Raw genomic sequence first — 23,523 nt, forward strand, 5'->3', positions numbered from 1 at the left:
CCCGGCTGCCTCCCCGACCGGCTGCGTCTCTGGCCTCTCGTCAGACAGGAAGCAGCCGGGCGATCAGCTCGCCGAGCCGGCGGGCGTTGCGGCAGGAGTGCATCTCCACCGCCTCGGCGTAGGCGAGCGCCGCCGAGTCGCCGGAGCCCCAGAGCGCGGGCTGCTCCGGGTTGAGCCAGTACACCCGGCGGGCCCGCGCGGCGATCAGGCGCAGCGCGGGCACGTTCGGATCGCGGTGGTTGTTGCGGGCGTCGCCGAGGACCAGCACGCTGGTGCGCGGGCCGACCGCGTCCAGGTGGTGCTCGGCGAACTCGCCCAGGGCCGAGCCGTAGTCGCTGTTGCCGTGGTGGCCCATCACCTTCGCCTCGGTGAGGATGCGCCGGGCGAGGACGGCGGGGTCGGCGCCGTCGCCGCTCCCGGCCAGCAGCCCGGTCACCTCGGCGGTGCGGTTGACGAAGGCGAACACCCGGACCTTGCTGAACTGGTCGCTCATCGCCCGCACCAGCAACATGGTGAAGTCGGCGAAACCGGCCACCGATCCGGACACGTCGCAGAGCAGCACGATCTCGGGCCGGGCCGGCCGGCGCAGGCGGTACGCCGGGCGCAGCGGCACACCGCCGGTGGAGAGCGAGCGGCGCAGGGTGCGGCGCAGGTCGATCCGCCCGCGGGCGGCCCGCCGCCGCCGAGCCGCCAGACGGGTGGCCAGTTTGCGGGCCAACGGGTGCACGGTGCGGCGTAGTTCGGCGAGCTGGTCCCGGCCGGCCGCGAGGAAGTCGATCCGGTCGGCGCTGGGTGCGACGGCGCGTTCGGCGATCCGTTCGGTGCCGCGCAGCTCGGCGACCCGGCGGCGGGCCTCGGTGCCGACCATGGCGCGGAAGCCCTGGATGCGACGGCGGATCTCGTCGGCGAGGAGGAGGCCGGAGACGTCGGCCGGGGCGCCGGGGGCGGCGTTCGCGGTGGCACCCTCCCGCAGCGCCGCCAGGACGCGGGCGAGCAGCGTCTCGGGCGCGAGCCGGCCGAGGGTCTGGTGGGCGGACCAGCCGTCCGAGCCGGGGACAGAGCCGACGCCGAACCGGCCGAACGCGGCGACCGCCTCGCCGGCCAGGCGGGCCTGTGCCGCCCGGTCGTCGGCGGCCAGGGCGGCGGCCAAGCGCTCGCGCAGCTGGTCGCGGACGGCCTCCGGGGTGGCCGCCTCGTTCTCCGCCGAGCTGTCCCGGGCGGCCTCGGGGGTGCCTACGCCCAGCGGGAAGTACAGGTCGAAGGTGGCGTCGTAGACGCCGCGCTGCCCCTCCGAGCGGAGCAGCGCGGCCGCCAGCCCGGCCCGCAGCTGCTCCCGGTCGGCGAGACCGAGGACGTCGGCCACGGCGGCCGCGTCCACCGTCTCGGCCGGGCCGATCCGCAGCCCGTGGGCGCGCAGGGCCCGGACCAGGCCGGTCAGCCGGGCGGCGAGGTCGGTCGTACCGGCCTCGGCGGTACCCCTGCCGGCGGCTCCGGCGCCCGCGGTTCCGTCGCCCGTGGTACCGGTGTCGGCGGCTCCAACTCCAGCGGCACCGGCGCCCGCCGTACCTGATCCGGTCGGGACGCTCATGCCAGGGTGAGCTTCGGCGTGGCCTTCAGCACGTCGTCCTGGTGCTTGAGGATCACCCCGAGGGTGTCGCGGACGACCGCCTCGTCGAGGGTGTCCGCGCCGAGCGCGAGCAGTGTGCGGGCCCAGTCGATGGTCTCGGCCACCGACGGCGCCTTGCGCAGCTCCATCACCCGCAGCGCGCCGACCACGCGCACCAGCGACTCGGCCAGCGTGGCGTCCAGGCCGGGGACCTTCAGGCGGACGATCCGGCGCTCCAACTCGGCGTCCGGGTAGTCGAGGTGGAGGAAGAGGCAGCGGCGGCGCAGCGCCTCGGACAGTTCGCGGGTGGCGTTGGAGGTGAGCAGCACGAAGGGGCGCCGGGTCGCCGCGATGGTGCCCAGCTCCGGGACGGTGACCTGGAAGTCGCTGAGCACCTCCAGCAGCAGCGCCTCCACCTCGACGTCGGCCTTGTCCATCTCGTCGATCAGCAGCACGGTCGGCTCGTCGCCGCGGATGGCGGTCAGCAGCGGGCGGGTGAGCAGGAACTCCTCGCCGAAGATGTCGGAGCGGGCCTGGTCCCAGCCCTCGTCCCGGCCGGCGGTGATCCGCAGCAGCTGCTTGGCGTGGTTCCACTCGTAGAGGGCCCTGGCCTCGTCGATGCCCTCGTAGCACTGCAGCCGGACCAGCCGCGCCCGGCCGATCTCGGCGACCGCCTTGGCCAGTTCGGTCTTGCCGACCCCGGCCGGGCCCTCGACGAGCAGCGGCTTGCCCAGCCGGTCGGCGAGGAAGACGGTGGTGGCCACTGCGGTGGAGGCGAGGTAGCCGACCTCGGCCATCCTGGCGGCGGCATCCGCCGCCGACTCGAAGAACCCGGTGCCGTCGCCGCCCATGTGCTTCACTCCCCGTCGATCGCCCTGCCGGTGCGCCTGTGCTCCGCACCTTACCGGCCGGTCACTTCGCTGTCCCGGGTGGCCGGAGGGCCGGACGCCCCGGCTCCCCGGTCCGCCGGACGGGCACCGGAGCGCGCCGCCGTACGGAGCTCGGCGCCCGGCCCGTCCGGGGCTCGGCGCGTGGCGAGGAGGGCGAGAGGAGGGCGAGAGGAGGGGTGAGGAGTGCCAGGGAGGGCCGAGCGGAGCGGCAAGGCGTTGCGAAGCGGCGAGCGGCGTGCGGCACCCCTTCGGAGCCGCCCGCCACCCGCCGCTCTACCCGTCTACTGCGGCCCGTGGGGCGTCAGTTGACGTAGATGTGCGGGCTTCCGGCGACCGAGCTGTCGATGACCGGTCCGTAGGTGGCGGAGAAGTAGCCGGTGGCGAAGCAGGTGCTGGGGCCGGAGACCTTGGCGAACGGCTGGGCGGCGAAGCCGATGGTCTGCCCGGTGTTGTTGGTGGTGCCGGAGATGCTGCCGGGGGCCCGGTAGATGCAGGTCGTGGTGCCGAGGATGGTGTTCAGCACCACCGTGGTCTGCAGCGGTCCCGCGGTGCCCGGGCTGAGGGTGACGGGGTTGCCGGCGGCGTCGCTCACCGCGTTGGTGTAGGCCAGGTTGTTGACCGTGATGCTCTGCACGGAGATGACGCCGATGACGTTGGCGGTGCAGGAGCCGAAGGTGTGGCTGTTGAGCTGCTCGACGGCCACGCCCGGTGCGGCCGGGTTGCTGGTCACGGTCGCGGAGAACGCGGAGGCGGCACACTTGATGCCGCTCGTCCCGGTCGCGCTGGAGTAGAAGGTGGCGTAGCTGCCGGGGGTCAGGTTGGCGGTCAGGACGTCGCCGGCGGCGACGGTGGTGCCGCCCGCGCTGCCGTAGGTCAGCACGGCGGGGCCGGCGGCCTGGGCGGGGGCGACGGCGGCGGTGGCCAGGGCGATGGCGGCGAGGGCCGCGGCGCCGAGGGTGCGGCGGATGCGCATGGGGGTGCCTCTCTCCGAACGGAGTTGGGTGGGGGTGCCCGCGGAGGTCGCGCGGAGGTACGCGCGGCGGGATGACGCAGGGTTGCCGCGGTGGACGCGGCGGATGGCGCAGGGTCGCTGCGGTGAATGCGGCGGGATGGCGCAGGGCTTGCCGCGGTGGAGGCGGCGGGGCAGTGTCGGGCGGCGCGTAGGGCGCGTGCCGGCACGTCGGCGGTGCACGGTGGGGGAGGGCGCGGCGGTGCGGCGGGCCCGGCGCCACGGGCCCGCCCGTACGGCGAGAAGGTGCAGGGAGTGCGTGGGGTGCATGTCGGCGGCTGCCACCGCCGTATGCGTTTCGCCATACTGAACAGTCGGAACGCGCGAAGGTCTCCGGCGGCTGCTCGCCGTGAATGGGAAACCTGCGAGTGTTGTAAACCAGCCCTTGCGTCAATGTCAAGACAGAGCACAGGAGTTGGCGATGAATCCGGATGCTCTCCAGGGCGCCGAGGCGCTACTGCTGCCGGGTGCGCGCACCGGCCGCGACCCGGCCCGCTCGATCAAGCGCGGCCCGAGCAGGCTGCCGCCCGAGGCGGTCGCGGCCACCCAGCGCGAGCGGCTGCTCGACGGCCTGGTCCACACCGTGGCCCAACACGGCTACCAGCACGCCACGGTGAGCGACATCTGCCGCGCGGCGGGCGTGACCAGGCCGGTGTTCTACGAGCTGTTCAGCGGCAAGGAGGATGCCTTCCTGGCCGCCCACCGGCACGGCACCGGGGTGGTGATGCGCCGGATGGCGGCCGCGTTCGCGGCGGCGCCGGACTGGTGCACCGGTATCCGCGAGGCCCTGCGTGCGCTGCTCGGCCTGCTGGCGGGCGTCCCGGCGTTCGCCACCATGGCGGTGATCGAGGTCGAGGCCGTCGGCCCGGCGGGGCGCCGTGAGATCGCCCAACTCCTCACCCGTTTCCGGGCGTTCTTCGCCGAGGTGCCCGAACCGCCGGGGGGTGTCGCGGCGGATGCGCTGGTGGACGCGGTGGTCGGCGGCGTCTACCGCACCCTCCATCGTGCGATCGACTCCGGCCGTACTGCGCAACTACCCGACCTGCTGCCGGTGTTGAGCCTGTTCTGCCTGGCGCCGTTCCTCGGCCCGGCGGAGGCCGAACGGCGGCTTTCGGTGGTGCCGCACCAGGATTGACGCAGCATCAGGCGTGCGGACGATGATCCTTCGTGCACCCGTATTGACCCGCCGGATACCCGGCAGTAGCTTCCCAGTTACCGACTGCGGTCCGACCGGCCCGCCCCGCTGCCGAGGGGCGGGCCACCGGCCGGGCCGCAGAACGCTGTCCGCGCCAGGGCAACGTGCCAGTGCCTGCACATCCCCCACCACCCGAGGGAGCACACATGGCCACGTCCGAGGACGCCGCCCCCACACCCGAAAGCACCGGGACACCCGCCGGCACGAGAGGGAGGGTCCGGCTGCGGCGCACCGCGCTGATGGCCGTCCCCGCCGTCGCCGTCGGCGCCGTCCTGATGACCCTCACGGCACAGGGCGTGCTCGCCGCCCAGTTCGCCATCTCCGGAATGCCGTTCACCGTCACCGCCGACAGCCTGGACGGCGTCGGCTTCGAGCAGTTCGGCAGCCTGGACCACATGATCGACGGCAGCCCGAACGCCGGCGACACCGGCGGCCAGGTGCTGGTCGCCGTCTCGGCGATCAAGCAGGCCGAGCTGACCAAACTCTGCCAGAGCGTCGACCTCGGCGGCATCAACCTGCTGATCAAGGCCGGCGACGGCGGCACCCCCGTGACCGCCACCGACCTCACCACCGACTCGGACCTGCTCTCCGGTGACGCGTCGTTCAAGAACATCGAGATCGGCGGCGACGCCAGCACGTACACCAAGGCCGGCGTCAAGGGCCTGCCGGGCGTCTTCGGGCAGCAGGCCGACACCGTCACCATCAAGAACCTGCGGCAGCACAACTACGCCACCACCGCAGGGGCGTTCAAGCTGCCCAACCTCCGGCTGAGCTTCAGCTCGGAGGGCTGCTGACGGTGGCCGACCCCGTACCCGAAGCCGCCGCCCGCGCCGGTGCCGCCGGGCCCGAGAAAGCCGAAGCATCCGGGGCGACCGAAGCACCCGGGGCGACCGGGCCGGACAAAGCATCCGGGGCGACCGAGGCACCTGGGGTGACCGAAGTACCTGGGGTGACCGAAGTACCTGGGGCGCCCGAAGCGTCCGGGGTGCCCGCGGTATCCGGGGTGCCCGCCGAGACGGCCCCCGTCGCCGCGCGCGACGCTCGGGGTTGGCGAGGCTGGCGGGGCCGGCGGCCTTTCTGGGGCGGTCTGCTGGTGCTGCTGGGCGGCGCCGAGATCCTCTTCACCCTGCGGGCCCCGCTGCCCGTCGTCCTGCACATCGGGATGCAGGGCCTGGCCGGCTACCTGGTACCGGTGGTGATGGTGATCTGCGGCGTGCTGATCCTGCTCAACCCCGCCCAGCGGCTGTTCTACTCCATCCTCGCCGTACTCGCCTCGCTGGCCAGCTGGATCACCTCCAACCTGGGCGGCTTCCTGATCGGCATGATCATCGGAGTGCTGGGCGCCTGTCTCACCTTCGGGTGGCTGCCCGACCAGCCCCCACGCCGCCGCCGGCTGCGCCGCACACCCCGCGGCAAGGCCGCCGGACCGGCCCGGGCGTGAGCCGGCTCCGGGCCTGACACGGCGTCCCACCCCCGGCGATGGGAGAGCCCCGGGGGCGGGGCGCCGTGTCCGTCTGCCCGCATCATCCGCCGCCGCCGGCCCACCCGATGAAAACGACCCCTTGCAGAAGGTGGTCTCAGGACCCTCGAAGCGCCTTGTGCGCGCCGTACGCCTCGATGAAGCCCTGAACCGTCTGCAGATCGTCGGCGAAGGATTCGGACCGCCACTTCGTCGTGCTGCCGTCGCGGTGGTGGAGATCGACCCAGACGGAAAGGGTCACGAGGGAACTGTCGGAGAAGCTGCGCCCGCTCACGTGGAGCGTCATCCCGGTCAGGTCGTGGAAGCCGACGATCGTCAGCGGCTTGCTCTCGTCGGTGTATTCGACGGCGCCGTCAGGGGTGATGACCAGCAGCGGGGCCGGATCATGCGAGGTCCCGTGCAACAAGCCGGAGAGCTTCCCCCGCGGCCTGGTGAAGACTCGCCAGTTCGTCGGTACGGGCCCCTGGCGCGCCTGGGCGAGGATCGTTCCCGGATCGGTCATGTCGCCTCCGGTGTCGGCCACCGCCGCCCGGCGGCGGGCACCGCGCTGCGCGCGCTGACGCCTGAGACTTCACGTGCTGCAGTCATCTCCCGACCTCTCGCCCGACACGCCCCTACTCGACCCTGCATCGCTGGTGCGCCGAGTGCATCCCGGGAGCGGGGGGAGGGGCTCGATGCCCACGCCGCTGCGCTTGGGCCCTCGGGGCGCGGGGTCGGAAACCGGCCAGGAGGCCGGGGAGTGTCTCCCCGGCCTCCTGGTGACCTCTGGCGAGGGATCGGGAGACGCCCCACCGTGGCCCGCCCGCGTCACCCACGGGCGGCGCCGTGCCGGAGTGAACCGCTCGGGGAGAGTACGGGGCAGGGCGCCGTACTCGGCCGGAGGCGGCATCCTCAGATGGTCGAGGCGTCGATCACGAAGCGGTAGCGCACGTCGCTCGCCAGGACCCGTGCGTAGGCCGCGTTGATCTGGTCGGCGCTGATCAGCTCGATCTCGGCGCCGATTCCGTGCTCGGCGCAGAAGTCCAGCATCTCCTGGGTCTCCGGCAGCCCGCCGATCATGGAGCCGGACAGCGACTTCCGTCCGACCAGCAGCGCGTGGGCGTTCACCGAGACCGGCTTCTCCGGCGCCCCGACCTGGACCAGCGTGCCGCCGGTCCTCAGCAGGCCGAGGTAGGCGCTCAGGTCGAGGTCGGCCGAGACGGTGTTGACGATCAGGTCGAAGGTGCCGGCCAGCTCGCTGAAGGTGGCCGGGTCGGAGGTGGCGCGGTAGTCGTCCGCGCCGAGCCGCAGGCCGTCCTCCCGCTTGCGCAGCGACTGGCTGAGCACGGTGACCTCGGCCCCCTTGGCGTGCGCGATCTTCACGCCCATGTGCCCGAGCCCGCCGAGGCCGACGATCGCGACCTTCTTGCCCGGGCCTGCGCCCCAGTGGGTGAGCGGCGAGTAGAGCGTGATCCCGGCGCAGAGCAGAGGCGCGGCGACGTCCAGCGGCAGCGCGTCCGGGATGCGCAGCGCGTACCCCTCGTCCACCACCAGCTGCGTCGAGTAGCCGCCGTACGTCGGCTCGCCGTCGCGCCCCACGCCGTTGTAGGTGAAGACCGTGCCCGAGCTGCCGGTGCAGTACTGCTGGAGCCCGGCCAGGCAGTTGTCGCACTCCCGGCAGGAGTCGACGAAGCAGCCGACCCCGACCCGGTCGCCGGCCGCCCAGCGGGTCACGCCCGGGCCGACCTCGGCGACCACGCCGGCGATCTCGTGGCCCGGCACCATCGGGAAGATGCCGTCGCCCCAGTCCTCGCCGACCTGGTGGATGTCGGAGTGGCAGATGCCCGCGAAGCGGACGTCGATCAGGATGTCGTGCTCGCCCAGCGCCCGGCGCGGGATGGTGGTCTTCTCCAGCGGCGCCTTGGGGGTGAGGGCGGCGTACGCGGAGACGCTCCGCGGCCGGCCGGTGCCCGTCGTGTTCGTGGTGCCCGTCGTGTCGGTGGTGTCCGTCGTCGTCGTGTTCGTCATGTGCGTCAGCCTGCGCCGGACCGATCGGGGTAACCAGGCCAGAGCTTGTCGTACGCACGCCCAACGTACGACTGGGAGGCTCACCCTCATACTGGGCCGCATGGACCAGCGCACCGAACTGAGCGAATTCCTCCGGTCGCGGCGGGCCCGGCTGCGGCCTGAGGACGTCGGCCTGCCCGACCATGGCACCCGCCGCCGCGTCCCCGGCCTGCGCCGGGAGGAGCTGGCGCAGCTGGCGGGCGTGAGCACGGCCTACTACATCCGGCTGGAGCAGGGCCACGGCGAGTCCGTCTCCGCCGCCGTGCTGGACTCGATCGCCCGCGCCCTGCGGCTGACCCCGGCCGAACGCGAGCACCTCCAGCGGATCACCAAGCCCGCGCGCCGCCGGACGGGGCGCGCCGGGGCGGCCCGCCCGCAGCAGGTCCGGCCGGCGCTGCAGCAGCTGCTCGACGCGATGGAGGGCGTGCCCGCCTACGTGCTCGGACGGCGGCTGGACATCATCGGCTGGAACCGGCTGGGCAACGCGCTGCTCGGCGACTTCTCCGCGATGGCGCCCGAGCAGCGGAACATGGCCTGGCACGTCTTCCTCGACCCGGCCGCACGCGAGTTGTACGACGACTGGGAGGGCAAGGCCACGGACGTGGTGGGCATCCTGCGGTTGGACGCCGGGCGCGACCCCGACGACCCCCGGCTCACCTCCCTGATCGGTGAACTCTCCCTCAAGAGCGCCGACTTCCGCCGGCTCTGGGCCGCGCACGACATCCGCGACAAGGGGCACGGCAGCAAGGAGCTGCACCACCCGGTGGTCGGCCGGCTCACCCTGCGGTACGAGACGCTGCGCCCGGCCGGCGAGCCGGACCTGGTGCTGGTCACCTACCACGCCGATCCCGGTTCGACCTCGGCCGAGTCGCTCCGGCTGCTGGCGAGTTGGGTGGCGACGGAGACGCCGGCCGGGACGTCGACCCGGGCGTCGACCGATGCCGTCACCGGGAGGTCGACCGATGCGGCGGCCGGCGCGTCGGCTGCGGCTGCGGAGGCGGTGGGCCGGAAGTCCTCTCCGGAGACGTCCCGTTAGGCCGCTGGCCCCGGTCCCTCGGTCGACCGCACCGCCGTGGGCGACCGGCTGCGGCTCGGCCCGCCACGCGGCGCGCTGCTGCCCGAGGGCGGCGGAGGTGACCACCGGCCCGCCCCGTTGACGGGGCTGTGACGGGGCGGTGAGCCCGGTGCGGGCGGGGTTTCGCCCGGGGCGTGCCGGCAGTCGCGGCGCACGGGCGCCGGGCACCGCCGGACACGCCCCGGGCGAACCGGTCAGACCCGCACGGTGAGCCAGGCGCCGAGGCCGCTGCACCCGCGTGCGTCGTACGTGGTGCTGCGGTATCCGGCCGGGATCGGCGAGTACGGGCAGGTCCAGATCCCGTTCCGGACCAGCTGGTGGAACCAGGCGCCGACGCCGCTGCACCCCTTGGTGTCGAAGTTCGTCAGGACGTAGCCGGGGACGATCGGCGAGCCCCCGCAGGTCCAGATCCCGTCGCGCACGGGCTGCTGGAACCAGGCGCCGTAGCCGTTGCAGCCGCGGATGTCGAACATCGTGATGACGTAGCCCGGGGGGACGGCCACGCCGGGACACGTCCACCCGCCCACCGAGGCCGCGACGGCGGGCGCGGCGGCCTCGGCCGGAGCGCCGGCCGCCGTCACGGAGGAGGAAGAGTCGGCCGCGGGTATGGCAGCCGTGAGAGCGGCGGCGGGAGCAGCTGTGGGAGCAGCCGTCTGAGCAGCCGCGGGAGCGGCGGCGACGGCCGCTCCGGCCGTGGTGCCCGTGAACGCGGCCGCGAGCAGCGCGACCGTGGCGGCCGTACGGGCGATCCACCCGAGGGCGGTGGTCGTCCGTGAGCGGTCTCTCGGCTGACGGAAGGTCAAAGTCATGGCACACCGGTCCGATCGGTAGTCCTCCCCGGCGCGCTTGGACGGCAGGGGAGGCGGGTCAGCGGGGACTCGTCGCACCCTAGTGGGCCCGGACGGGGCACGGTGGGCGACGGCCGAAAGGCCGGCCAACATGACCGGAAAGCCACCCGGGCATGCCGGCGGCGGCAGGCCCGGGCCCGGGGGTGGACGGCCGCACCCCGGCCCTGGCCCGCCGCCGCCGGCGGGGCTGACGGGTCAGCGGTAGCAGTACGAGTCCGAGGACGCGTCCCCGCCCGCCAGGTGGGTCTGGTGCACCCGCAGGCCCCGGAACTCGTCCCCGTGCGGGTAGAACCGCTCGTCGACGGTGAGCCCGCCGGACTCCGTGTCGGCGTCCAGCTTGATGATCCACGGCTCGATGCCGTCCGGGTAGAACTGGTCGTCCCAGGCGCCGTACAGCGAGTTGGTGAGGTAGAGCCGCCGGCCGTCCCGGCTGATCTCGACCATCTGCGGCGCGCCGCTCAGCGGACGCCCAGGCTCGGCCGGGTGCGGGGTCTTCGCGACCACCCCGCCGAGCCGCACCGAGCCGGCCAGGCGCGGGTGGAACGGGTCGGACACGTCGTACTGGAACAGCTCCCCGGTGCCCCAGGCCGACACGTACAGCCAGCGGTCGTCCACCGACAGGTTGATGTCGGTGACCAGCGGCGGCACCGCCCCGAACGGTTGCAGGGCCGGCGGCAGGTCCTCGGTCTTCGCCGGCTCGGCCGGTATCTCGATGACCTTGCGCGCCGTGAACGCCGCGCCCTCCCGGTGCCAGAGCCAGACCGAGGCGGAGAGGTCCTCGACGTTGGTGACCACGCCCACGAACCCCCACTCGGCCTGCGGATCGTGCGCCGGGCGCAGCTCCAGCACCATCTGGTACTGGTCGCCGAGGTCGATCCGCTGGAGGTGCCGCCCCGAGTCCAGCTCCCAGAAGTGCAGCGCGTGCCCGTACTTGCGTCCCAGCAGCAGCTCCGGTACCACCCCGTCCTCGACCATCCAGGGCGTGCCCCACTCGCTGGTCACACCCACGTTGGTGCCCAGGTGCCACCAGACGTCGTAGGCGAAGTGCTGCGGTCCGCGCTCGGTCTCCCACGCGCGCAGCACGTCGAAGGTGGTGTGGTCGAGCAGCGCCACCCCGCCCGGCCCGTCGGTGCCGTCCCCGCTGCCGAGGCAGGACAGGAAGACGCCGTCCGGCCCGCAGTGCAGGGTGTGCGGCCGCGAGTACCCGGCCTTGGCCGCCAGCTCCTCGGCCGACACCGTCTTCACCAGCTTCGGCCGCACCGGGTCCGGCCGGGTGTCCATCACGTGCAGCCGCGAGGACCGCAGGCCCGGCAGCAGGAGGAACCGCCGCTCCGGGTTCTCGTGGCAGGCGTGCGCCAGCGCGCTGGAGCAGGCGTTCCAGCCGAAGTGGTGCAGCTCGTCGCCCAGGCCCGGCAGCTCGGCGAAGTTGAGCACCCGCCCGTAGGTCGGCGACGCCGGATCGGTGTCGACGGTGAGCAGCGCGTCCGGCCGCTGCGCCGACCGGTCGAACCCGGCCACGTACGCCAGCTTCTCGGGCGGCGCGGCGATCGCCTCGGCGGGCGTGCGGTAGAGGGACGGGTCGCTGTGGCCGGCCTGCGGATCGTGCCCGTGCGGCATTCTGACTCCTCAACTCGCGTCATTGACAAGGGGAGTGACTGTGGCCCGGGTAGCGTTCCACAGAACCACCGGCGCACAGCAGGCGCACGGGGAGCGGGGGAGGCCCACGGCACGGCGGCACCGCGCCGACCGTGCTGCCGCGCTCCCGGCTACCGGCCGGTATCGTCGGTCGTCCGGATCGGTGGTTCCTGCCGGGGCAGGCAGGTCAGAGCAGAGGGACGGGTGCGGGCGGGCATGGAGTCGGGCATGGAATTCCGAGAAGACATCCTGGGAGCCCCCTACGAGGCGGTCGAGCTTCCACTCGCCCCCGACGAGGAGGGCGCCGTCAGCGCCACGCTCGTCCGGCGGCTGGTCCCGGGCAGCGACCGGGCCGTGCTGTACGTCCACGGCTACGTCGACTACTTCTTCCAGACCCACCTCGCCGACCACTACGTCGAGCGCGGCTACTCCTTCTACGCCCTCGACCTGCGCAAGTACGGCCGCTCGCTGCGCCCCCACCACTCGCCGAACTTCATCCGCGACCTCGCCGCCTACGACGAGGAGCTGGACGCGGCCGTGCGGATCATCCGCGAGCAGGACGGCCACCGGCAGCTGCTGGTCAACGGCCACTCCACCGGCGGCCTGGTCACCGCGCTCTGGGCCGGCCGGCGCACAGGGCAGGGCGTCGTCGACGGGCTCTTCCTCAACAGCCCCTTCCTGTCCATGCCCGCGGCCCCGGCCGTCCGCGCCCTCGGCGCCCCCGCGCTGGACGCCCTCGGCCGCTTCGCCACCACCCGCAAGCTCCCCTCCACCCTCAACCCGCACTACGTGCACAGCCTGCACCGGGACCACCGCGGCGAGTGGGACTTCGACCTCACCCTCAAGCCCGCCGAGGGCTTCCCCCTCTACGCCGGCTGGCTCGCCGCCATCCAGCGCGGCCAGCGCCAGGCCCGTCGGGGCCTGGGCATCGACGTCCCCGTCCTGCTGATGGCCTCCACGGCCTCGATCTCCACCACCAAGTGGCGGGCCGCCCTGCACCACGCCGACGCCGTGCTGCGCGCCGACGACATCGCCGCCGTCGGCCCGCGCCTGGGCCGGCACGTCACCATCGTCCGGATCAAGGGCGGCGTGCACGACCTCGTCCTCTCCGGACCGGACGCGCGCGCCCAGTTCTTCACCGAGCTCGACCGCTGGCTCACCGCGTACCTGCCGGCGCCGGTGGCGGAGTGAGCGCCGAGGAGCCCGTCCCGGTCGCCCGGAAGACCGACCTCGGGCTCGCCCGGCTGATGCCCGACCTCGACCGCGACGGCGGCTGGCTGCTCACCCTGGACGACACCCCGCAGTCGTACGTCGACCTGGGCGACCCCACCCACCTGGAGTTCGAGTACACCCGGCGGATCGGCCACCTCGTGGACGCCGTCGCCCCCGCCGGGCGGCCGCTCGACGCGCTCCACCTCGGCGGCGGCGCGCTCACCATGCCCCGCTACCTGGCCGCCACCCGCCCCGGCTCGCGGCAGCAGGTGGTCGAGGTCGACGGGCCGCTGCTCGACCTGGTGGCCGAGCACCTGCCCTGGCAGGGGCCCGGCGCCGACATCACCGCGGTGGTCGGTGACGCGCGGGCCGCGCTGGCTGCCGTCCCGGCCGGCTCGCTGGACCTCGTCGTCGCCGACGTCTTCCACGGCTCGCGGACCCCCGCGCACCTCACCTCGGTGGAGTTCCTGCGACTGGCATCCGCCGCCCTGCGCCCCGGCGGCTGCTACGCCGCCAACCTCGCCGACGGACCGCCGCTGGCCTTCGCCCGCGCCCAGGCGGCGACCCTGCGTGCCGTCTTCCCGGAGGTCTGCCTGATCGCCGAGGCCCCGGTGCTGCGGGGGCGCCGGTACGGCAACATCCTGCTGGCCGGCTCCGCGAACCCGTTGCCGGCCGCGGACCTGGCGCGCCGCCTCGCGGCCGACATCTTCCCGGCGCGGCTGACGGACGGCGCCGACCTGGCGGCGTTCTGCGGTCGCACGCCGGCGGTGACGGACGCCGAGGCGACGGACAGCCCGCCGCCCCCGGACGGCGCCTTCAGCGTGGGCTGACGCCCGTTTCCGGCGCGCGGCCCACCGGCCTACCTGCGTACCGGCGCGCGGCCCGCTGCCCACCGGCGCGCCGGTGCGTCGCGCGCCCGGTTCGGACGCCCCCGAGTGTCAGAATCGGCGGGTCCATGCCGGGAGAGCAGGTCCGAGGGAGCGCGTGATGAGCAGCGGCGAGCGGCCCGAGCTGGGAGAGGTGCCGGAGACGGCGCTGTGGACGCTCTGGCACCGGGCGGTGGAGGCGCGCCGGCCGGACGGGCTGCTGCGCGATCCCAAGGCGGTCGAACTGGTCGACCGGATCGACTACCCCTTTGCCGAGCGGTTCGGTACGAGCGACACCCAGTCGCAGTTGCAAGCACTCCGCGTGGGGTGCTTCGACCGCGAGGTGGCCGACTTCCTGGCCCGCGAGCCGAGCGGCACGGTCGTCTGCCTGGGCGAGGGGCTGGAGACGCAGTACTGGCGGGTCGACAACGGCCGCGCCCACTGGCTCTCCGTCGACGTCCCGGAGGCGATGGCGCTGCGCGAGCGGCTGCTGCCGCCCGGTCCGCGCCAGCGCTACCTGGCGGCCGATGCCACCGACGTGTCGTGGACCGACGAGGTGGACCGCGACCGGGGGGTGTGCGTCACAGCGCAAGGCTTGTGCATGTATCTCCCGCCCGCCCAGGTGAAGGCGCTGATCGCCGGCTGCGCCGAGCGGTTCCCGGGAGGCTCGCTGGTCCTGGACGCCGTGCCGCGCTGGTTCGCCCGCCTCACCGTGAGCGGAAAGATCCGCACCCAGGGCTACCGGGCACCTGCCATGCCGTGGGCGATGGACGCCGGTGAGCGCGACAAGCTGCGCACCGCGAGCCCGTCGGTGGCAGCCGTCCGCGACGTCCGCCCGACCGGCGGCCGTGGCCTCCTGGGCGTTCTCCTGCCACTCGCCCTGACAATCCCGGCGCTGGCGGCCCGCCGCCCCTCCGTCACCGTCCTGGACTTCGCCGGGCGGCGCGGGCTGTCGTAGACGGAGCGGACGAGGCGGGCGCCGACGGGCAGGGCGGCGGCGCTCGGCTGCGGCCACGGCACCTCGGGCTGCAGCAGCGCGTCGGTTGCCCGCAGCGGTGCCCACGGGCCGCCCCCGAACGGGGAGTCGGCAGTCCGGCCCTCGACACCCCAACGTCACCCTGACAAGCCGTCGTCCGCATGCACGGCGTCGTCGTCCGGCATCCGGCGGAGAGTCGAACCGCTTCCCCGATGCCTCGTCGCGTCACGGCATCACATGCACGAACGCCCGGTGATGACCGGTGGAACTGACCGGAAAGGCAGTCGAAACTGTCCGGAAAGGCAGCCGACGCTGACCCGACCGGTGCCCTGACACCTGTTCTTGCCGCCCCTGGGCTCGGTCAAAATCTAGTGGCGACCCTCTCCGGGCATCAGGGCCGAAGTGCCGTGACCCGCCGTCCGAATGCCGTGCAGAACACACGCATTCCGAGAGCCTGACCGACCAAGGTCCCGAGACCGACCAAGTTTCTCGAGACCGACCACGTACTCGAGACCGACCAAGTTCTCGAATCGGCCGCACCGCACACGGATACGGCTTGCGGCCGGGAAGGAGCGATCAGCTGATGAACTCAGCGATAACGACCACGAGCCAGCCGGTCTTCAGCGGGCGCGACATTCGCATGCGTAGGATTCTTTCTCCGGCCACGGGACGCACCCTCGTCGTCCCCTTGGACCACGCCATCACCATGGGGCCGGCGAATGGGCTGGAGAGCCCTGGGGCCATCATCTCCGCCGCGGCCCGCGGCGGGGCGGACGCCGTGATGCTGCGTCCTGGGCTCACCGGGTGTCTCTCGGTGCCGGGGGCCGAGAAGCTCGGCGTGATCATGGCCCTCACCGGCCGGCTCGCCACGGGCGTGGACCACGTGCAGCTCAACACCGTCGAGCACGCGGCGGCGCTCGGCGCGGACGCGGTGTGCGGCGAGTTCAAGTTCGGGTCGAGCGGCGACCTGGAGAACGCGCGTGTCGTCGCGCTGCTCGCCGAACGCGCGCACGAGCTGGGCATGCCCGTGATGGTGACCGTGTACACGCGTCCGGAGGCGGAGGCCGCCCTCGGTAAGGGCGCTTACGCCCACGCCTGCCGGATCGCGCAGGAGATCGGCGCGGACATCGTGAAGACGTCGCTTCCGGATGACGAGGAGATCATCCGCTCCTGTGTGGAGTCCACCTCGGTGCCCATCGTTCTCGCCGGCGGCCCCTCGGGCTCGGCGACGGCGCTCCACGACTTCCTCCGGTCCACCGCGCGTCTCGGCGTCCGCGGCGGCGCCATCGGGCGACGCGCGTGGGGCGCGGCGGACCCGGTCGCCGAGATCCGCCGCCTGGCCGCGGCGGTGCACGGGGGCGATGATGAGTGACGAACTCTCCTACGACCTCCTGGTCGTCGGGCTCGGCTACGTGGGTCTCCCCCTCGCCCGCGAGGCCTTACGCGCCGGCTTGCGGGTGTGCGGATACGACACGAACCCCCGGGTGGCGCTCCGGCTGAACGCCGGCGCCTCCCACGTCGACGGTGTGAGTGACGACGACGTCGTCGAGATGCTGGCGGCCGGATTCCACGCCGGCGGGGACGGGGAGGCGGTTCGCGCCGCCGATGTCATGGTGCTGTGCGTGCCCACCCCCCTGACCGCCGACGGGGTGCCCGATCTGACGAGCGTCGTCACGGCCGCACGGCTGGCGGCGCGCCGGCTGCGGCCGGGGATGCTGGTCGTCCTCGAGTCCACGACCTATCCCGGCACCACGGATGACGTGGTGCGGCCCATCCTCGAAGAGTCCGGGCTGGTGGCGGGGGAGGACTTCGCCCTCGCCTTCGCCCCCGAGCGCATCGACCCCGGCAACGCCGAATTCGGGATAGGCAACACCCCGCGGATCGTGGGCGGCCACACCCCGGGGTGCACGCGGCGCGCGCTGGATTTCTACGGTGCCTTCGTCAAGGAGGTCGTGCCGGCCAAGGGCACGCGAGAAGCCGAGATGGCCAAGATCCTCGAGAACACCTACCGGCAGGTGAACATCGCGCTGGTCAACGAGCTCGCCATGGTGAGCCACAGCCTGGGCGTCGACGTGTGGGACGTGATCGCCTGCGCCCGGACGAAGCCGTTCGGGTTCGCCAGCTTCATGCCGGGTCCGGGGGTCGGCGGCCACTGCATCCCGGTCGATCCGCTCTACCTGTCCTACAAGGCCAGGGAGCTCGGCGTCACGACCCGGATGATCGACCTGGCGCAACAGATCAACGACGGCATGCCGGAGTACGTCGTCCAGCGCGCCGCCGCCCTGCTCGCCCGCGCCAACGGCGACCTCGCGCGGGCCGACGTCCTCCTCCTCGGCGTCACCTACAAGGCGGACGTGGCGGACCGGCGGGAGTCCCCCGCCGACGACGTGGTGCGGCAACTCAGGAGCCGGGGTGCGGCCGTCCGGTACCACGACCCCTTCGTCGACTCCTGGTCCGTCGACGGCCGGGCGGTCGACCGCGTGGACGGGCTGGAGGCTGCGCTGCGCGCCGCCGACGTCACGATCCTGCTCCAGTGGCACGCGCAGTACCGTGCGCAGTTCGACGAGAACGCACCGCGGCTGCTCTTCGACACCCGGGGCAGGCTGGGCGGCCGTCCCGGTGTCGCAGTGCTCTGACCTGCCCCGTCGATTGGGAGACCCATGTCTACTCTTCAGCTGTCACCCCGACAGCGCGCCGCGCTGCCGGACACCTGGCTGGTCACCGGCGTGGCCGGATTCATCGGATCGCACCTGCTCGAAACCCTGCTCGGTGCCGACCGCCGGGTCGTGGGACTCGACAACTTCGTCACCGGTACGACGGCGAACCTCGAAGACGTCAGGGCGCGCGTCCTGCCCGAGCAGTGGGACCGGTTCCGGCTGGTCGAAGGCGACCTGAGGTCGCTCGAGAACTGCCGGGACGCCGTGCAGGGCGTGGATGTCGTGCTGCACCAGGCGGCGTTGAACTCCGTGCCCCGTTCGCTGCACGAGCCCGACAAGGTGATCGACGTCAACATCGGCGGTTCCGCGAACCTCTTCCGGGCCGCCGGGGACGCCGGGGTCGCCCGTGTCGTGTACGCCAGCTCCAGTTCCGTCTACGGCGACGTCTCCACCGCGACGCGCCGCGAGGACGTGATCGGCAACGCCATGTCGCCGTACGCCGTCAGCAAGCGGGCGATGGAACAGCTCGCAGCCGTCTACCAGGGGATCTACGGCATCCCGATGACCGGACTGCGCTACTTCAACGTGTTCGGGCCGCGTCAGAACCCCGACGGACCGTACGCGGCGGTGATCCCGCGCTGGATCCGGATGCTCCTGGCCGGCGACGCCCCGGTGATCTACGGCGACGGCACCCAGTCGCGGGACTTCACCTACGTCGAGAACGTCGTGCGCGCCAACATCCTGGCAGCCACCCGGGCCTCGGGGAGATCCGGTGCCCCCGCGCCCGGCGTCTTCAACGTCGGCACCGGGCAGGGCACGCCCATCAGGACGCTGTTCACGCTCCTGCGCGGGCTCCTCGCCGACCACGCCGGTGTTTCCGCCATCGAGGCGGAGACGGCGGCACCCAGACAGGGCGACGTGGCATCGGCGCTCGCGGACCTCGGTCTCGTCACCGACGCTCTGGCCTACCGGCCCCTGGTCGGGTTCGACGAAGGCTTGCACCGCACGGTCGAATGGTTCGCCGGATCGCTCGTCGGGCGCGGGGCATGACCTACGAGGTGCCGCCGCGGATGCGGGCCGCCGTCTGGTCCGGACCAGGCCTCCCGCTCACCGTCGAGACCGTGCCGACTCCGGAGATCGAGCACCCCGAGGACGTCCTGGTCCGGGTCCGAGCGGCGATGTTCGGCGCAGCGATCGCGCGGGCGGTGACCGTGGGCCATCCCAGGATCGCCCCGCCCGCGGTCCTCGGAACCCTGGTCGCGGGCGAGGTCGTCCGGGTCGGGTCGGCGGTGGGGCATGTCCGCCAAGGCCAGCCGGTCACGTTCGACCCGCATCCGCCGTGCGGTACGTGTGCCGAGTGCCGCGACGGCCAGCAGGCGCTGTGCGGCGCCAGGCCCGTGGTCGAGCCGGGTGCGCACGCCGAGTTCGTGCGGATCCGGCCTTCACCGACCGCGCACGTCACACCGGTGCCCACAGGCGTGTCCCTCCCCGCCGCGATGCTGACCGAGATCGTCGCATGCGTCCTGGACGCCACTCACACCGCCGGGATCGGGCCAGGCCAGGACGTGGCGGTCATCGGGTGCGGCCCGGTGGCGCTGATCCAGATCCAGCTGGCACGGTTGCGAGGGGCACGCCGGGTGTTCTGTTCGGTGAACCACGCCGACCGCAGCGCCCTCGTCGCCGAGTTCGGCGGCATACCGGTCCCGGCGGACGACCGGTTCCAGGAGCGGATCGCCGAGCTGACCGACGGGCGGGGGGTGCACGTCGTGGTCGAGGCGGTCGGCACGGCCGCCACCTACCGGACGGCGTTCGACGTGGTCCGGACAGGCGGAACGGTCGTCGGCTTCGGCGGCTGCCCGCCGGGGACCGGGATCCGCCTCGACCCCAACGAGGTCCACTACCGCCGGCTCACGTTCGTCGGGAGCTACCACTACCGGCCGGGGGCGTTCGAGGAGGCGCTCGGGCTGGTGGCGTCCGGCCGGCTCCGCCTGGAGCCGCTGATCACCCACCGGGTCGGTCTCTCCCGGATCAACGAGGCGGTTCGGATCAGCGCTCAGCCGGACTGCCTGGTCCTGGTCGTCGAACCGGGGCGCTGAACGCCGTACACCGAGCGGCCCGGCCCGGTGGGGTTCCCTGGGGCCGCCCACGCAAGACGCTCGGCTGGGAGACCCCAGCCGAGCGTCTGTCCGAACGGCTCGCGGCTCGTCCCACCGACCACGGGGGCGACGACCGCTGGAACCGCCTTCAGCGTGCGGGCTCCCCGGCCGGGTGCGCGAGACCGGTGAGGGTGAACGAGTCGGCTGCGACGCCCAGGTCCTGGGCGAGCCGTCGCCGGTCGACCTTGCCGGCCACCGTCATCGGGAGGAGGTCCCGGATGACGATCCGACTGGGGACCATGTAGCCGGGGAGGAGGCCGGTCACGTGGGCACGCACCGCGTTGCGGTCTATGCCGGCTCCGGCGCACACGCCGACCAGCAGTGAGGCAGCCGCCGTGTCCCGGTCGACCAGGCACACCGCGTCCTGTACCCCCGGGACGGCGCGGAGCGCTCTTTCGACCTCGCCGAGCTCCACGCGGTTGCCGTGGACCTTGACCTGGTCGTCCTCGCGGCCGACGAGCACGATGCCGTCCGGAGTCACCACGGCCACGTCGCCGGTCCGGTACATCCGGGTCGAGCCGCCGGCGAACGGATCCGGGAGGAACACCTTCTCGGTCAGGGCCGGGTCGTTCCAGTATCCGGCCGCCACCTGCCGGCCACCGATCCACAGCATGCCGGTCCCACCGGGACCGACCGGCTCCAAGCGCTCGTCGAGCACCCGGAGGACGCTCCCCTCGCTGGGCGCGCCCACGCTGACCGGGCCGGTCGCCCCGGGGGCGACGTCGCACCGCGACACCCAGACGGTCGCCTCGGTCGGCCCGTACACGTTCACCAGTCGTGGGCCCCCGGAGCCCGTTCTCAGGCTCGGGACCAGGTCGAGCGGGAAGGACTCGCCGCCGATGAGCAGCGTCTGCGCCGTGCGGAGCCGTTCGTCGGCGCCGGGCTCGGAGAGCAGGAGACGGAGCAGCGTCGGGGCGCACTGCATGTGGGTTATCCGCCGCGTCGGGTCCAGCACCTCGTCCACGAGTTCGGGGAACGTGTTGCCCCCGAGCCGGACGAGGTGCCCGCTGACCGCGGGCCACAGGATCTCGCCGACGCTCGAGTCGAACGTCACGCTGCTGGCCGCGAGCCACACCTGGTCCCGGCTCTCCCCGATCTCGCGGTCCATCGCCTGGAAGTATGCGCGGAGCCCCTCGTGGGTGACGGCGACTCCCTTGGGGCGTCCGGTGGTGCCGGAGGTGTACGTGACATAGGCGAGGCCGCGGCACCGCATCGTGCGCGTGGCCGTCCGGCCGACCACATCGCCGGTGTCGAGCAGGAGCGCCGCCGTCCCGGGCGGAAGCCGGTCGACGAGGTCCGACGTGGTCACGACGAGGTCCGGCGCGGCTGAGGCCAGCACCGTCGCGAGACGCTCGTCGGGGTGGGACGTGTCGAGCGGCAGGTAGGCGCCTCCGCAGTGGTGGACGGCGAGCACGGACGCCACGAAGTCGCGCCCCCGGTGGCACAGCACTGCGACGAGGGCGTGCTGCCCGGCGAGATCGCCGATCCTCGCGGCGAGAGTCCGCACGCGGCTGCGCAGTTCCGCGCGGGTCATCAAGCCCGCGCCGTCGTCGAGACATGGCCGGTCGCCGGCCCCGTACGCGGGGCCGAGAAGCCGGCGGACGGTCTCGGGAGCGGCCGATCGCTCGCTGGCAGAGATCATCGTGCCTCCTGCAGTCGACGGATGAATGGCGGGTGAACGGTCGCGGGTACGGCGTCACCGCAGCGCGGCGACGAGGTCCGAGCCGCAGAGCGCCGAGAAGAACTCGGACGCGGGGACGTCGAGACGGTCCACGCCGTCCGACAGGGGGATGAAGCGGGAACCCTGAACGTCGCGGCTGAAGACCGAGCGCAGGTCGACGTCCAGCCGCGGCAGCCCGGCGGTCGCGGACGCCAGGACGAAGCCGAACCACGACGTGTTCATCCGGAGCAGTTCCGCCCGCGCCGCGTCCGGCAGGTTCGCCAGTGTCTCGTCGAGCCTGGTCCTGAGATGGGCGGTACCCAGTGAGAACGCCTGGTCGGCGGGGACGTCCCGGATGTCCGGGGCGTCGGGGTCGGTGTCGCGTCCGCCGGCGAGCCGGTTCAGGACGATCTGGCATTGCTCCCGGCTCAGCTCGGCCGGATCGAGGAGGACCACCTTGGTGACGGGAATCCGGCAGGACACGGCCTCGGCCAGTGCGAGGGCGAAGCCGGCGCCCAGGCAGTAGCCCATCACCGTGCACTCCTCGTCGTCCGGGCCGATGAGTTCGTCGGCGTAACACGACGCCAGATCGGCCAGCGTGAGCAGCCGCTCCGCCAACGCCGGCGCCCGAAGCGGGTCGACCTTGACCGGCGTCCCCCAGACCGGACTCGAGTCGAACGCCCGGTACGTCTTCCGTGGCATATCGGCGGTGAACTCGACCTGAATATTCAGCGCTCTATTCGACACGCGGACAGCGTCCTTTCGCGGCGAGGCAGGCCGCAATGAGTCAGGGAATCCCCAGCGGGTAGTGCGGCTTTCAACGGCGGAATTGGGCCGGATTTCTCGGGGCTCGGACCCGGACACTGCGACCCTTCGGCGCCATAGCCCGGTGGTGCGATACGGCCGGCCGGGCCGTGATCCGCTGATGGACCCAGACCGTACAACGCCGTGCTTTCGCGAGCAAGGTTCTTGGACGAACGCGCAGGTCGAGTCGGTGGAACCGGCGGCGCTGCCTGAAAGGGCAGTCGGCGCTGCCCCGGATGGTGCCCCGGCGGCTGTTTCGGCGCCGTCCGGCAAGCGCAAAGTTTCTCTGCGGAACACATTCGGCGAGAAAGGAAGACATTAGAGTGGAAGCGTCTATCCAGCCGACCGGAAACCGGGTGACCAGGGAAAACAGGGGTCGGACATGGAGGTGACCACGACGAGCCGCGCCGTCATCACCGAGCCGCGGCGGGTGGAGATGCGATCGGTCCCGCTGCCCGCGGTGGGCCCGCACGACGTCCTGGTGAGGGCGCGGAAGTCCCTCCTGAGTTCCGGCACGGACCGCGTCTGCTTCCGCGGCGACTTCGCGCCGGGCACTCACTGGGCGCAGTGGATCACCTACCCGTTCACGCCGGGATACAGCATGGTCGGCGAGGTGATCGCGACAGGATCGGCGGTGCGCTCACTCGCGGTGGGCGACCGTGTGGCGACCCGGGCCGGCTACCAGACGTACGCCGTCGCGGAGGAGTCGAGGTCGTACCGGATCCCGGACGAGGTGTCCGACGAGGACGCGGTGTGGTTCGCGTTGTCGGCGATCGCCCAGCACGCCGTGCGCCGCGGCGAACCGGGGCTCGGCGACCACGCCGCGGTCGTCGGCCTCGGGCCGCTCGGCCAGCTGGTGGCCCGGTACGCGGCCGTGGCCGGGGCGGCGACGGTATGGTGCGTCGGAGGCGACGAGGCGCGGTTGGCCGCGGCCCGCCGCGCAGGTGCCGCCACGGTCACGGCCGCGGAGGCCCGCGACCGGATCCTCGGGGCCACCGGCGGCGTTGACGTCGTCTACGACGTGACGGGATCGCCGTCCGTTCTGGCGGCGGCGTCCGAGTACACGGCCGTCGGCGGCACCATCGTCCTGGTCGGCGACACGCCCTTCCCGGCTCAGCAGGTCATCGGCGGCGAGGTGCTGCGGCGCAGCCAGACCGTCGTCGGCGTGCACGACAGTCACATCCAGCGTGCGGAGCGGACGCCGGTCGTCCGCTGGCCGTTCCGCCGCAACGTGGACCTGTTCTTCGATCTCGTCGCCCAGCGGCGGCTCGACCTGGCCGGGCTGGTGACCCACCGCTTCGCCCGGGGCGACGTGGCCGGCGCGTTCGGTCGCCTCGACGACGACCTCACCCCCACGATCGGCATCCTCGTCGACTGGACCGAGTGACGCGGACCCGCCCCTGCCATC

Annotated in this window: 21 protein-coding genes; 12 read left to right on the plus strand and 9 right to left on the minus strand. The window is 72.9% G+C overall.

All coding sequences use genetic code 11. The annotated features are described in order from the left end of the window. Positions 1 to 40: 40 nt before the first annotated feature. From ACZ3YO_RS34175 to ACZ3YO_RS34185, 3 genes are all read right to left on the minus strand, one after another. Positions 41 to 1,588 (minus strand): VWA domain-containing protein, encoded by a 1,548-nt coding sequence (locus tag ACZ3YO_RS34175; protein WP_465577294.1) that lies wholly within the window; start codon positions 1,586 to 1,588, stop codon positions 41 to 43. Then, positions 1,585 to 2,457, minus strand: a complete 873-nt coding sequence (locus ACZ3YO_RS34180; RefSeq protein ID WP_465577296.1) for an AAA family ATPase — start codon at positions 2,455 to 2,457, stop codon at positions 1,585 to 1,587. The genes ACZ3YO_RS34175 and ACZ3YO_RS34180 overlap by 4 nt, the downstream gene beginning before the upstream one ends. A 340-nt stretch (positions 2,458 to 2,797) precedes the next feature. Further along, on the minus strand, positions 2,798 to 3,469 hold the full coding sequence (locus ACZ3YO_RS34185) for a Tat pathway signal sequence domain protein (RefSeq protein ID WP_465577299.1): 672 nt from the start codon (positions 3,467 to 3,469) through the stop codon (positions 2,798 to 2,800). A gap of 457 nt (positions 3,470 to 3,926) precedes the next feature. Here ACZ3YO_RS34185 and ACZ3YO_RS34190 point away from each other — a divergent pair, with 457 nt between their 5' ends. From ACZ3YO_RS34190 to ACZ3YO_RS34200, 3 genes are all read left to right on the plus strand, one after another. Then, positions 3,927 to 4,640, plus strand: coding sequence for a TetR/AcrR family transcriptional regulator (locus tag ACZ3YO_RS34190; protein ID WP_465577302.1), 714 nt, complete (start codon positions 3,927 to 3,929; stop codon positions 4,638 to 4,640). A 206-nt stretch (positions 4,641 to 4,846) separates the two neighbouring features. Beyond that, on the plus strand, positions 4,847 to 5,494 hold the full coding sequence (locus ACZ3YO_RS34195; RefSeq protein WP_396325176.1) for a DUF6230 family protein: 648 nt from the start codon (positions 4,847 to 4,849) through the stop codon (positions 5,492 to 5,494). A gap of 209 nt (positions 5,495 to 5,703) precedes the next feature. Beyond that, a complete protein-coding gene (locus tag ACZ3YO_RS34200; RefSeq protein WP_465552490.1) occupies positions 5,704 to 6,141 on the plus strand; it encodes a DUF6114 domain-containing protein in 438 nt (145 codons plus the stop codon). 136 nt (positions 6,142 to 6,277) lie between these two features. On the opposite strand, the gene ACZ3YO_RS34205 is transcribed toward ACZ3YO_RS34200, so the two are convergent. Beyond that, a complete protein-coding gene (locus tag ACZ3YO_RS34205) occupies positions 6,278 to 6,682 on the minus strand; it encodes a hypothetical protein (RefSeq protein ID WP_465577306.1) in 405 nt (134 codons plus the stop codon). 389 nt (positions 6,683 to 7,071) lie between these two features. Further along, positions 7,072 to 8,187, minus strand: a complete 1,116-nt coding sequence (locus ACZ3YO_RS34210) for an NAD(P)-dependent alcohol dehydrogenase (protein ID WP_465577308.1) — start codon at positions 8,185 to 8,187, stop codon at positions 7,072 to 7,074. Positions 8,188 to 8,287: 100 nt separating this feature from the next. On the opposite strand from ACZ3YO_RS34210, the gene ACZ3YO_RS34215 reads away from it, so the two are divergent. Further along, entirely contained in the window at positions 8,288 to 9,262 is a 975-nt protein-coding gene (locus ACZ3YO_RS34215; RefSeq protein WP_465577311.1) for a helix-turn-helix domain-containing protein, read from the plus strand. 233 nt (positions 9,263 to 9,495) lie between these two features. Here the strand turns inward: ACZ3YO_RS34215 and ACZ3YO_RS34220 are convergent, their stop codons facing one another. Together ACZ3YO_RS34220 and ACZ3YO_RS34225 are read right to left on the minus strand one after the other, a co-directional pair. Beyond that, the gene (locus ACZ3YO_RS34220) at positions 9,496 to 10,110 is read right to left on the minus strand and encodes a hypothetical protein (protein WP_465577314.1); all 615 of its coding nucleotides are present in this window, start codon (positions 10,108 to 10,110) and stop codon (positions 9,496 to 9,498) included. Positions 10,111 to 10,344: 234 nt separating this feature from the next. Further along, positions 10,345 to 11,766: a selenium-binding protein SBP56-related protein gene (locus tag ACZ3YO_RS34225; protein WP_465577317.1), complete on the minus strand. Its 1,422-nt coding sequence runs from the start codon at positions 11,764 to 11,766 to the stop codon at positions 10,345 to 10,347. A gap of 246 nt (positions 11,767 to 12,012) precedes the next feature. On the opposite strand from ACZ3YO_RS34225, the gene ACZ3YO_RS34230 reads away from it, so the two are divergent. From ACZ3YO_RS34230 to ACZ3YO_RS34260, 7 genes are all read left to right on the plus strand, one after another. Then, positions 12,013 to 12,975 carry an alpha/beta hydrolase gene (locus tag ACZ3YO_RS34230; RefSeq protein WP_465577320.1) on the plus strand — a complete coding sequence of 321 codons (963 nt, stop codon included), beginning with the start codon at positions 12,013 to 12,015 and terminating at the stop codon, positions 12,973 to 12,975. 56 nt (positions 12,976 to 13,031) lie between these two features. Further along, positions 13,032 to 13,826 carry a spermidine synthase gene (locus tag ACZ3YO_RS34235; RefSeq protein WP_465577510.1) on the plus strand — a complete coding sequence of 265 codons (795 nt, stop codon included), beginning with the start codon at positions 13,032 to 13,034 and terminating at the stop codon, positions 13,824 to 13,826. A gap of 157 nt (positions 13,827 to 13,983) precedes the next feature. Further along, positions 13,984 to 14,820, plus strand: coding sequence for a class I SAM-dependent methyltransferase (locus ACZ3YO_RS34240; protein WP_465577322.1), 837 nt, complete (start codon positions 13,984 to 13,986; stop codon positions 14,818 to 14,820). 706 nt (positions 14,821 to 15,526) lie between these two features. After that, positions 15,527 to 16,210, plus strand: a complete 684-nt coding sequence (locus ACZ3YO_RS34245; RefSeq protein WP_465577325.1) for a class I fructose-bisphosphate aldolase — start codon at positions 15,527 to 15,529, stop codon at positions 16,208 to 16,210. Beyond that, positions 16,203 to 17,474, plus strand: coding sequence for a nucleotide sugar dehydrogenase (locus tag ACZ3YO_RS34250; RefSeq protein ID WP_465577513.1), 1,272 nt, complete (start codon positions 16,203 to 16,205; stop codon positions 17,472 to 17,474). The genes ACZ3YO_RS34245 and ACZ3YO_RS34250 overlap by 8 nt, the downstream gene beginning before the upstream one ends. Before the next feature lie 24 nt (positions 17,475 to 17,498). Next, on the plus strand, positions 17,499 to 18,545 hold the full coding sequence (locus tag ACZ3YO_RS34255; RefSeq protein WP_465577327.1) for an NAD-dependent epimerase/dehydratase family protein: 1,047 nt from the start codon (positions 17,499 to 17,501) through the stop codon (positions 18,543 to 18,545). Continuing rightward, a complete protein-coding gene (locus ACZ3YO_RS34260; RefSeq protein ID WP_465577330.1) occupies positions 18,542 to 19,591 on the plus strand; it encodes a zinc-dependent alcohol dehydrogenase in 1,050 nt (349 codons plus the stop codon). Before ACZ3YO_RS34255 ends, ACZ3YO_RS34260 begins: the two co-directional genes overlap by 4 nt. Before the next feature lie 148 nt (positions 19,592 to 19,739). Here the strand turns inward: ACZ3YO_RS34260 and ACZ3YO_RS34265 are convergent, their stop codons facing one another. Continuing rightward, positions 19,740 to 21,293, minus strand: a complete 1,554-nt coding sequence (locus ACZ3YO_RS34265; RefSeq protein WP_465577333.1) for an amino acid adenylation domain-containing protein — start codon at positions 21,291 to 21,293, stop codon at positions 19,740 to 19,742. Between the two features lie 54 nt (positions 21,294 to 21,347). After that, complete coding sequence (locus ACZ3YO_RS34270) at positions 21,348 to 22,013, minus strand: hypothetical protein (RefSeq protein ID WP_465577335.1); 666 nt, start codon at positions 22,011 to 22,013, stop codon at positions 21,348 to 21,350. 490 nt (positions 22,014 to 22,503) lie between these two features. On the opposite strand from ACZ3YO_RS34270, the gene ACZ3YO_RS34275 reads away from it, so the two are divergent. After that, complete coding sequence (locus ACZ3YO_RS34275) at positions 22,504 to 23,502, plus strand: zinc-binding dehydrogenase (protein WP_465577338.1); 999 nt, start codon at positions 22,504 to 22,506, stop codon at positions 23,500 to 23,502. Positions 23,503 to 23,523: the final 21 nt, after the last annotated feature.

Source organism: Kitasatospora sp. NPDC022785, from assembly GCF_055561295.1.